General features: G+C 41.6%; 13 protein-coding genes. 8 read left to right on the forward strand and 5 right to left on the reverse strand.

What is annotated here, in order from left to right:
* Nucleotides 1–11 precede the first annotated feature (11 nt).
* Entirely contained in the window at nucleotides 12–812 is an 801-nt protein-coding gene (locus V7S65_RS05840) for a hypothetical protein (RefSeq protein WP_336385875.1), read from the forward strand.
* 396 nt (nucleotides 813–1,208) lie between these two features.
* Nucleotides 1,209–1,535 (forward strand): hypothetical protein, encoded by a 327-nt coding sequence (locus V7S65_RS05845; protein ID WP_336385874.1) that lies wholly within the window; start codon nucleotides 1,209–1,211, stop codon nucleotides 1,533–1,535.
* Between the two features lie 17 nt (nucleotides 1,536–1,552).
* Here V7S65_RS05845 and V7S65_RS05850 read toward each other — a convergent pair whose 3' ends face one another.
* Both V7S65_RS05850 and V7S65_RS05855 read right to left on the reverse strand, forming a co-directional pair.
* Entirely contained in the window at nucleotides 1,553–2,515 is a 963-nt protein-coding gene (locus V7S65_RS05850) for a hypothetical protein (protein WP_336385873.1), read from the reverse strand.
* A gap of 270 nt (nucleotides 2,516–2,785) precedes the next feature.
* Nucleotides 2,786–3,145, reverse strand: coding sequence for a hypothetical protein (locus V7S65_RS05855; protein WP_336385872.1), 360 nt, complete (start codon nucleotides 3,143–3,145; stop codon nucleotides 2,786–2,788).
* Nucleotides 3,146–3,315: 170 nt separating this feature from the next.
* Between V7S65_RS05855 and V7S65_RS05860 the strand changes: the two genes are divergently transcribed.
* Nucleotides 3,316–3,975: a hypothetical protein gene (locus V7S65_RS05860; protein WP_336385871.1), complete on the forward strand. Its 660-nt coding sequence runs from the start codon at nucleotides 3,316–3,318 to the stop codon at nucleotides 3,973–3,975.
* Between the two features lie 3 nt (nucleotides 3,976–3,978).
* Here V7S65_RS05860 and V7S65_RS05865 read toward each other — a convergent pair whose 3' ends face one another.
* Nucleotides 3,979–4,173 carry a hypothetical protein gene (locus tag V7S65_RS05865; RefSeq protein ID WP_336385870.1) on the reverse strand — a complete coding sequence of 65 codons (195 nt, stop codon included), beginning with the start codon at nucleotides 4,171–4,173 and terminating at the stop codon, nucleotides 3,979–3,981.
* A gap of 23 nt (nucleotides 4,174–4,196) precedes the next feature.
* A complete protein-coding gene (locus V7S65_RS05870; protein ID WP_336385869.1) occupies nucleotides 4,197–4,652 on the reverse strand; it encodes a macro domain-containing protein in 456 nt (151 codons plus the stop codon).
* Nucleotides 4,653–4,730: 78 nt separating this feature from the next.
* Between V7S65_RS05870 and V7S65_RS05875 the strand changes: the two genes are divergently transcribed.
* Nucleotides 4,731–5,210 carry a hypothetical protein gene (locus tag V7S65_RS05875; protein WP_336385868.1) on the forward strand — a complete coding sequence of 160 codons (480 nt, stop codon included), beginning with the start codon at nucleotides 4,731–4,733 and terminating at the stop codon, nucleotides 5,208–5,210.
* A gap of 70 nt (nucleotides 5,211–5,280) precedes the next feature.
* The gene (locus tag V7S65_RS05880) at nucleotides 5,281–5,895 is read left to right on the forward strand and encodes a hypothetical protein (RefSeq protein ID WP_111578522.1); all 615 of its coding nucleotides are present in this window, start codon (nucleotides 5,281–5,283) and stop codon (nucleotides 5,893–5,895) included.
* A gap of 286 nt (nucleotides 5,896–6,181) precedes the next feature.
* Here the strand turns inward: V7S65_RS05880 and V7S65_RS05885 are convergent, their stop codons facing one another.
* Complete coding sequence (locus V7S65_RS05885; RefSeq protein WP_336385867.1) at nucleotides 6,182–6,838, reverse strand: SMI1/KNR4 family protein; 657 nt, start codon at nucleotides 6,836–6,838, stop codon at nucleotides 6,182–6,184.
* Between the two features lie 107 nt (nucleotides 6,839–6,945).
* On the opposite strand from V7S65_RS05885, the gene V7S65_RS05890 reads away from it, so the two are divergent.
* The 3 genes from V7S65_RS05890 to V7S65_RS05900 all read left to right on the forward strand — a co-directional run bounded on the left by V7S65_RS05890 (nucleotide 6,946) and on the right by V7S65_RS05900 (nucleotide 8,723).
* The gene (locus V7S65_RS05890; RefSeq protein ID WP_336385866.1) at nucleotides 6,946–7,587 is read left to right on the forward strand and encodes a hypothetical protein; all 642 of its coding nucleotides are present in this window, start codon (nucleotides 6,946–6,948) and stop codon (nucleotides 7,585–7,587) included.
* Nucleotides 7,588–7,592: 5 nt separating this feature from the next.
* On the forward strand, nucleotides 7,593–8,150 hold the full coding sequence (locus V7S65_RS05895) for a hypothetical protein (RefSeq protein WP_336385865.1): 558 nt from the start codon (nucleotides 7,593–7,595) through the stop codon (nucleotides 8,148–8,150).
* A 90-nt stretch (nucleotides 8,151–8,240) separates the two neighbouring features.
* On the forward strand, nucleotides 8,241–8,723 hold the full coding sequence (locus tag V7S65_RS05900; protein WP_336385864.1) for a hypothetical protein: 483 nt from the start codon (nucleotides 8,241–8,243) through the stop codon (nucleotides 8,721–8,723).
* The last annotated feature ends 618 nt before the right edge of the window (nucleotides 8,724–9,341 follow it).

Below are 9,341 nucleotides of genomic sequence, written 5' to 3' on the forward strand. Positions count from 1 at the left end.
CGAAGAAATCTATGAAATATCACATAACATTTCCCCAAGACCTTACCGATTTTCTTTGCTGGGTGAAAACGACTACCGAATCAGCCTGGAGCAAAGTGTCTCCGGAGGAAACGATTTACGGAGCCAGGTGGTTAGGCCTGAGTGATCCTGAAATCGACGAACTGGAACTGAAATACGCAATAAAGTTTGGCTATGAACACCGGGCGTTTTTGAAGATACTGCATACCATAGACAAAAATTATCATGATTCTGATGAGGAGGACGAGAGTGATGAAGAAATAACAACAAAGAAACAAGAGCAGCCTTCTTTTTTCTACAACTGGATAACGGATGCCTCCTGGATTGAGCGAAGGCTCAATTGGCCGTACGAAACTATCTTAGGCGATATATTGGGTGTCAACCGCGTCTGGCTATTATCGTGGGGAAGCCGGCCAGAGACCGATGCAGAGAAAATCCAGGTCTTTTCAGCCTGGTATAATAAGGCGCCCAGGTTACTTCCTGTTACGGCGCATACTTTTTTGATGGCTGATGCGGGCGCCGGTCTTAAGCCGCTGCTATCCGTCTGCGGAGCAGACACCATTGTGATGGCATGGAGCCTGCGTCATTACCTGATGAGGACATTTGCCAGGGAGCTGGAACTTCAGGAATTGGTCCTTGATGAAGAGGATGGTCAGTACTATGCGCAGATGGTGGAGGGCATACCTGAATTGGACGGCCTGGAGACCATCCGGCAGGAAGATGTGGACATCCCCTATTGGAAAGAAGTGATTAACTACTGGTTGCCGCGCTGGCAGGGTTTTAGGGTGAGCTGAGTTCTTAATGCTCCATCTCACAAACTATTGACTTATGACTAAAAATACTGCCTGTAAATACGCTTACCTGATCGCTTTTATATATGTTGGGGTGGGTACATTCTCGATATTGTCCATGTATCCACATAATTTATTTTATGGTGAGTGGGTAATGTGGGGAGTATTGCTCACGCTACCAGTTAACTTTATAGGTTGGGCCATCTTGTACTCTGATCCTGGCCAACATGCCCTGGTAATACCCGTTCAAATTGTTGTTTTTATTTTGGTAGGATGGCTTCTTTTTAGACTTGTATTTAAAAAGTATATTACAAAGACATAAGCCCTCAATATGCTGAATGCTCTTTATCATGAGAATGAGGGTGCAAAGGTAAATAGAGGAGAAAAGTGGCATATGCAATGAATAAGTTAAAGAATATAGCAACAATTATTATTTTCTTAGTTGTGTTTAGTTTTATCTTCTATAAGGTTGGTAAAAGGCAACTCACTGGCTATTTATTAAATCATGATGTCCAGAGGTCCAGGGCTATAATTATCGATGATAAAAATTATATGGGTAATAGCCCTGTTAGTCGCGAGCGGTCTTATTCTTATCTTTTTTATGTCAATGGAGAAGCGTATAAGAATGATTCAAAAGATCCAAAATTGCAGATAGGAGATTCCATAGATGTTGAGTATGTGAAATATTGGCCGGGTCTTAATAGAAGAGTTGCTACCGTCAAATAAGTTTATACTTTTCCAGTCTACTCGATCACTATTTTTGACTGCTGAAATATTTCTGTCCACTTTTTAGCCTCCGCTTCCGGTAATGTCTCCTGGTGAATGGCAAAATCCAGTATATGCCACCTTGTGATGCCTCGTACCAGATAGCATAAATTAGACTCCGGGTTATCGTCTGTACATTCTACCTTGAAAAGTGCTGACGTTTCCGATTGGGAAAGCAGCGTATATTTTGCGCTTTTGCAAGTTTGCTTCATTTGTGTACTATATCTGGCAAGAATGCTTTTCAGACTTTCATTTCCAGACTTTTTGTCTGAAATAAATGAAATAACTGTTGTCCAGCGATCAGTGGTTTCATTGATGGGCAAAAGTTGTTTAAAATGCATCGTGGAATCGTCGTTATCCAAAATAATCTTCCATTTCGGGTCTACGGGGAGCGCTATTTTTATTAACTCCTGTTTAGCAGGCAGGTCTGGTTTGAAGGTCTGAGCTACCCGATGGAATAGCTCCCGCTTGCCTGGAAAGCGCGCTGCGGTGCTGGTGCAGGTGATGATATAAGCTCTGTTGTTACTGCAGATAATAAAATCACTGGCGGACAGGGTGTCTTTATTGGGACCTCCTATATGTACATCATCGAACCACAGCATCTTTTTCCCATTTACTATGTAGCTTCCGGTATCCAGCATCTCAAGACGGCTATGAGAGGTAGCAGCTGTCAGATAGATAAAGGCGCTATCAACATCTCCTCCCGGGTGCCCAACAATAGTAACATTGATATTGTCGGGAAACTGTTTACTGGAGTCTGTCACCGAACTCACATCTTTTGCCAGCATACTGACATTAGGATTATCGGTTATTGTCCAATACCTCCATTTTTCGGGGAGACCAATATAGTAGTTGTAAGTAGTATCCTTATAAGGATAAAGCAGTTGTGCCCGGGTAGCAATTTGTAAAAGTAGTAAGCTGCAAAGAAAAAAATATCTCATAAGTATTAAATGCTACTGGTCTGGAAAATACAAATATATGCAATTCGATATTACCCTTTTGGGCTAGCGGATTCTGCTGAACAAAATGAATATGTCCTTTTGTGAGCGATTGGTTATTTTTATTTCCCCCAAATAATCTCTATAAATACATATCGCCAAATTTGCTGTCAAGCCCAGGTCGATGTTGGAACCGGTCGGAGGAATCCATCTACCAGTGTAATTCGATAGCTGAATAATAATGATCAAGTTGTTTATAAAATCTGTCCCGATTTATGAACGCAATGAGGAAAGGAAATTGTCAAATGAGTCTCCGAATTCTGTTTCAAGCCCCTGGGCGAGGGTGATTCCACCGGTAGTGATTAGCTCAAAACCTGCCTGTTTATCGATAAGGATTATCTGCTCATTTCCTGGAACCTGGATGATTTCCAGGTCCGCGTGGGTGTAGTAAAGGTTGCCATTTATATGCTTACAACCGGCGCCAACTACGTAAAGTATTGTTGGGTTACCGAGTAGACGCAGCTCGATACCCAGTCGCCAGAGTGCTGTGCTAAAGAGCCGTATATGGAAAGAGGCGCCGCGGTATTGCTCCAGGAGTGAATTAGCGGTTACTATGTCTGAAACTATATTCATTATTCTTCAATAAATTCTACCATTTTATTAGTGTAGTCAAGGTCTTCCCCATTTCTTCCGCCAAAAAGAATGAATCTTTTGTCCGTGGCAGGCAAAAGTAATATTTGTTATTGAGTTGTTATGACACAGGATTATAAATAAAATGCTAAAAAATTTAGTAATACCACCGTGTGGTAGCATTGGAAGATATCAGGGTTGGTAATTACTTCATTTTTGACAATAGAGAGGTAATTGAAGTGCAGGAGAAGGATTTCACCTTTATTCCTGCACTCGCCGAATTACTTACGTCCCTTCCCATCAATTTTGACCGGTTACGAAAACTGGGGTTTGAAAACGATCCGGCGATAGGTAAATGGTTGAAGGCTTCTCGGGGTGGTAAGCATATTTATTTAAAGCAGCAGGGTGGTGGCAAATGGGTTGTCCAGTTTGAATTGGTAGAGAAGGTGAGGGTGATCTCCTATGTACATGAATTGCAGAATTTTTATTCCTGGCTATTTTCTGCGCCACTACAAAAACATGAGCCCAGGGGAAAGATAATCTTGAAGCCCACCCATACTTTTATAAGATCATTTTTTGTTAACAGAGGTAAAGGCAGAAAAGATCAGGAACAGGTGCAACCAGTACAGCCTTATTACCTTTCCTGGGATTGCCAGTTTTTGGTGTGTACGGCACCTGCCATTATATGGCGGATTATCGAAGATAATTACGCCTTTGAATATGCCGGTAGACGGTGGGGCTTGAAATTGGTGTTAGGGATGGCCACCCATCAACATGATGAAATGGCCAGCGACTGGCTGAAAAAATATTTGAAGGGGATGATGAAGGAATAAGATTTATTTGAAGAATGTTATTACCATCCCTGCAATTGCTGCTAAAGCTGAGACCAATGTTAACATCTTAATGGTTTTCGTGTTCTGGTCAGCTTTGTCTACATTTCTCTGGGTTACACAGTATTGATCCATTATCTGGCGCTCGATATTTCTTGATTGCTTGCGTTCCTGTTGTTCGGGAAAAATATTTCTGTTCATAAATTTGTATTTTTTAAAATGAGTTATGCTTCTTTAAAATTTTCTACTACAAACAGGTCTATTTCGGGATAGGTGGTGGCTCGCTCGTTAATCACCCGTTTTACGCTTTCCCAGTCTAACTTGCCAAGTCCCGCACCGATTTTTGGGAGCGCGATTTGGGTTACCTGATTTTCTGCGGCCAGCTGCAGCATTTTGCCAATAGCAACATTCACGGCGGAGATTTCGGCTTTGGTGGTCCAGGACTGTTGGGTACCAAGATTAAACACCCTCCCATCTCCGTAGTTATACATAAAGACTTCACCCAGGGTAAAGGTTCCGCTTCTGCATAGTTTCTTATATTGCAGGTACATCTCCGGAAATTTCTCCTTGAACTGTACGGCAATTCCTTTGCCCATAGCGCCGGCGCAGTTACAGCCGTGTGCGTAATTACTGACCCCAGGGATGTTAAATATGTTGCCTTCTTTGAGATAGGTGACCATTATTTAGATATATTGCAGCAATATAAAAGAGGGGTACGCATTCTATTTGCGCGAAGGTTAGCTATAAAATAAATCCAGATGAATCGTATACAGGGGCTATTAATACAGGCGTTTACGCTACTGCTGTTTTTGGTGTATCAGCCAGTGTCCGGGCAAACTGTAAAAGGTTATATTTTCCCGGAAAAGCAGGCGGTGCCCAGCTATATTTATGAAGAGGCAAAAGGCAGATTCACACCAACCCGCCAGGAAATCGTCCAGGTGGAAGCAATAATTACCCGGGAACTAAAAAAAATGAATGATTCACTCGGGGTGCAATTCCGGGATATTGGTACTATCTATCATCACCTGGATGCGTATCTGAGGCAGTATGTTGGTTTTATAGATCCGCTAGGCAATAAGGTAATCTGGGTGAATTTTGTTAGAGCTGAAAGGAGACATGAGGAAAGACTGGAAAAGTTCGCGATTGAGGTGTCGGACGGCGGCGCCAATTATTGGAATGTAAAAGTAGATCTCACTGAGAATAATACATTCGGGTTAAGAGTTAACGGCAGGGGATAAAGCTATCCAGTTAACAGTGCTGCTACAGGGAATTGCTTCACCAATACGATTTGAAAGTAAACCATAATATATGTCTCTTTTTAAAAAGCTCTTCGGAAAAGAGAAGGCGGAAATTGCACCCGCTTCCGGCCTTGCTACCTATGCGTCAAAGATTTATCCTTGGGTAAAAGTGAGGCCCGAAGATACGCCAGGAAAGCCCGCGGCGCACGTTATTACATTATCAGGTGAAGATCAGCCGGTCTATGAACCCTGGTTAGGCGGGCTACTAATTACTTATGTAGAGGATAGTGGTAATAGCTTCCGGATGATATTGAATCGTGATTTACCGGAGGGATTTACGAAAGCGCAGTTACATGAGTTGGCGTTGGCGAATATTAAGCGTGACATCGGATTTGAGGTCCGGCAAACCCATTTTGGTGGTTATGGATTAATCGCTGGTGGTAATCATGAAGCGGCTTCGATATGTTTACCTGAGCTATGGAAGGAATTCGCCAGACAGCTTAGCGATGACATAGTAGTTGCTGTTCCTGCGAAGGACCTGGTACTGTATGTTCCCGGAAGTGATGGAGAGGCGATTACAAAATTGCGAGAAGGAGTGGAAGAGGTATTTCAAAGTTGTGATAGGCTGCTAACAAAACGTCTTTTCAGGTTTGATAAGGAAAGCAATAACTGGAGCATGCTATAAAAAGAAATGGATACCTGGATGAATTCAGTAAGAGACTGCATGATTATTCAAGTATAATAAATAATTGCCTGGTGGAAAGCAGCAATGATTCAGGTGTACAGCCATTTTATTACAAAGGAATTTATGTAAGCAAAAAGTAACAAAGTTATGGATGGTGGTACGCATAGTCTAGGATATGTCTTACTTGATAAATTTAGTTGAGAGATGTTACTTGCTTATATTAATGACTATGCAGACAAAGCATATACAGATGATGTGATTTGGTAGGATTGAGAGCAAAGAATACCTATCCGCGCATTTTTTGTGATTTACCTGCTCTTTCTTTTAGGGGTTTGTCAAGCCACAATTCGTACCAGTTCAAAAAACTTATCTTGTCTTTGTTGCCTAGTTCATAGGAAGGATGTATACCATAATCACTACTTCTATCATCTGTCCAGATGTTACCATATTCCTGTCCATTTACCACCAGGTTCAGGCGAACACCACAACCAAAGTTACAAATTGCAATCACTCCGTTCATTTGCTGCCTATCAAAGTATCTTTCTTCAAACTCAATCCGCTGCTTTTCGTATTCTTCCTCATCCTCTTCATAGTTCACTGTCGGTTTAAATGTTTGATTCCAGGCTTCGGTATGTAAAAAGGGCTTTGCAGGGTTTAATAAAGCATCTGGTCTTTTGTAATCCAGGTCGTCGAATAGCGCATCTTCCAATCGTTCCAGACCATAAAACGGTCCAGCACCTCCATTACCAATGTTCATCAAAAATGCTGCATAGTCACTGGGTAAATTCACGTTATGGGCTAATTCAAATTTCCTGATTTTATCTATTGGAATTGTCGGATTCAGCCTGTATTTATGGGTGCTGGCACCAAAAAGCCCGTTGTTCGGATCTGAACTTCTGAGCTGTTCTAATTTGGCTTTTATTCTTTCTAATTGTTCGTCCATGTGTAAATGACAATTTATAAGTGACAGATCGGTTAAATATACAGAAGGTTATTTCATTCCTTGAACGAGAATTGTTATATTTTGTGGGATAAAAAAGCCCGGTAAAAATGGATGAAGGATTTCCAAAGATAAAGAATGATGTCCAGGACCGGAGTTCGGAGGCCTGGAGGAAACTTTGCGCATACATAACACTGATTGTAAGCGAGGAAAGAGAGGAGTTTTGCCCGGCTGAAGGTATTGGCCCGAAATTATACCAACAGATATATACCCTGCCTGAGTCTATTGCTCAAATGAAAAAGGTAAAACGCGTGAATTTATATGGAAGTATGTTAAAACGGATTCCTCCTGAGATAGGGCAGATGGATGCTTTGGAAACTTTCAGTTCATATACCTCTTACGATTTACATTGGTATCCCTATGAAATAGTTCATTGTAAACAACTGAGCAGCAGTACGGTCAGTACCCGGGCGCTTTATACCCATTTAAAAGGTAAACGTGGGTTCCCGGATCTGCATAATAATCCGGCCAGATACGATGGAGATAATCTACAATGCAGCGTATGCCGGAAGGAGATGAGCTATTCGCAAACAAATCAACTTTGGATTTCCCTGCAGGTTGGAACAGACGTACTGCCACTCCTGGCCAATCTATGTTCAAAGAACTGTGAAGTGTTGCTTCCGCGTCCACCTGAAGGATATGTACAATTCCCACATAAGGGCGGCGCCAGATCTAATTATATAAGAAAGTAATTTCAATGAGAATAAGAACTATACCTATTTTTTTGTTAGTTGTCATCACAGCTTGTACCTATAAAAGCAATTACCGTAAGGCGGCCGAAGATGTTTTTGAACAGATACCTGATACCAAAAACCTGAATGCGGGTAAGCAGGAATACAGGCTTGATGTGCCGGTCGGCTGGACAACCAGGCATCAAATGGTTTACGGCATTGATTATTATTTTTTATCAGCACCTAAAACAGCCGCGGATCCCAATACCAATATTAATGTGATCACTGAACGCATGCAAAATTTAAGCTTGGAGGTGTATGTAAAAAAAGCAATTGAGCAGATAAAGCTATCTATCCCAAGCGCGGTTATTTTAGACGAGGGGATCATTGAGACAGATAGCCTGAAAGGGGCCTGGTATAAGTATAACATGGAACCCCAAGGTATAAAGGCAACACTGGTTAGCTATATATTCCCAAAAGATGATGTTGCCTACATAATTACGGCAGGGACACAGACAAAAGATGCAGACAGGTATCGCAACACGTTTGACCGGGTAGCACGGTCATTTAAATTTAAAGATTAGATCATGAGAACTTGTTTTATGTCAGATTTACACATCACCTATTACCTGAGTAATGCGATGTTTTAAGTTAATAATAAACAACAGTGGCTAATGTGGAGACATAAAAATATCTACGCTATTGGTGGTCTTGAGAACATAGGCTTTGATCAAGCAGATGCTTTAACAGTGTTGTCCAGCCAGGGCGTTGGCCTATTTAACTGCCTGACAGGGGAAAGATTTTTTCGGCAAGAGACTTCCTGGTGGGAGAATTATGAACCCATGGCGGGTACTATTTCCGGCTATGACATTTTAGAAGGCAGTACTATTCGTATCTGTGGGCTGGATGGGCCGGACTTTCTGAGCAAGGAAACCCGGGATGGCTGGATCTTGGAGTATACTGGACCAGTTCCAGATGATCCACCTTTTGAGAAGTACCAGGTAAATAAGATTTTTCTTGCTCATCAAAGTCGCGGGCATCATGAGTTTATTTGTCAAGACGGCGCATGTGAGCTACGAGCATTTGGATTTTCTGCGACTGGCAATTCACTGGTCGTGGCTACTAGTTGTAACTTGGTTATCTGGTCGAGAGTATAGGAAAAAACTGAAGTTAGCGCTTGTTACTATTTTATAGCGTCCGTCCAGATACTTTGATTCCTGGAAGATCGCCGTTAGCTTGGATTTTAGCTTCTCCAGGTGTGTGGCAAACTCTCTTAGTTCTTTTGTTCTGAGGTGTGGCCATCCTTTTCCTTCATCCCAATCTTCGGGAGGAAAGCTTCCCTTAATAGTGAGTTCTCTTTCAGGAGAGTTGTTACAGGCAATTCTGGCAAATACAGAATAATCTTTTCGTTTGTTTTTGTTTTGGCGAATGGCGTAACGGACGCCAAATGTGTTTTCACTTCTCATGTTGTTATCTCATTAATGAACAATAATTACTCACTGATTCATGTCCTCGCTGTTCAAAAAAATGAGTAGAAACAAAGCCCTGCATATCAATTGGAATAAACTGATATGCTACGTAATGAAATGATATACAATTAAATACATATGACGTGTAATCTACGTTGAGTAGGTGAAGTTACTCACTGACCTACTCACCGGATTACTCGGCTGATACATTGAAATTCGATGAAACAAAGGATCAAGTTGAAAAGTTGGGGGATTGTGTAAATTTAGGCATAGAGTTTAGTTAATCTGTAAAGAAAGAATTCTACA

The organism is Chitinophaga sp. CCNWYY40 (assembly GCF_037483205.1).
In the GTDB taxonomy this organism is placed as follows: Bacteria; Bacteroidota; Bacteroidia; order Chitinophagales; family Chitinophagaceae; genus Chitinophaga; species Chitinophaga ginsengisegetis.

Excerpts from the sequence above, each read along its gene's own strand:
- V7S65_RS05900 (WP_336385864.1), top strand. The coding sequence starts at position 8,241 with ATGTGGAGACATAAAAATATCTACGCTATTGGTGGTCTTGAGAACATA.
- V7S65_RS05890 (WP_336385866.1), top strand. The coding sequence starts at position 6,946 with ATGGATGAAGGATTTCCAAAGATAAAGAATGATGTCCAGGACCGGAGT.
- V7S65_RS05875 (WP_336385868.1), top strand. The coding sequence starts at position 4,731 with ATGAATCGTATACAGGGGCTATTAATACAGGCGTTTACGCTACTGCTG.
- V7S65_RS05845 (WP_336385874.1), top strand. The coding sequence starts at position 1,209 with ATGAATAAGTTAAAGAATATAGCAACAATTATTATTTTCTTAGTTGTG.
- V7S65_RS05855 (WP_336385872.1), bottom strand. The coding sequence starts at position 3,145 with ATGAATATAGTTTCAGACATAGTAACCGCTAATTCACTCCTGGAGCAA.
- V7S65_RS05850 (WP_336385873.1), bottom strand. The coding sequence starts at position 2,515 with ATGAGATATTTTTTTCTTTGCAGCTTACTACTTTTACAAATTGCTACC.
- V7S65_RS05865 (WP_336385870.1), bottom strand. The coding sequence starts at position 4,173 with ATGAACAGAAATATTTTTCCCGAACAACAGGAACGCAAGCAATCAAGA.
- V7S65_RS05895 (WP_336385865.1), top strand. The coding sequence starts at position 7,593 with ATGAGAATAAGAACTATACCTATTTTTTTGTTAGTTGTCATCACAGCT.
- V7S65_RS05840 (WP_336385875.1), top strand. The coding sequence starts at position 12 with ATGAAATATCACATAACATTTCCCCAAGACCTTACCGATTTTCTTTGC.
- V7S65_RS05880 (WP_111578522.1), top strand. The coding sequence starts at position 5,281 with ATGTCTCTTTTTAAAAAGCTCTTCGGAAAAGAGAAGGCGGAAATTGCA.
- V7S65_RS05870 (WP_336385869.1), bottom strand. The coding sequence starts at position 4,652 with ATGGTCACCTATCTCAAAGAAGGCAACATATTTAACATCCCTGGGGTC.
- V7S65_RS05885 (WP_336385867.1), bottom strand. The coding sequence starts at position 6,838 with ATGGACGAACAATTAGAAAGAATAAAAGCCAAATTAGAACAGCTCAGA.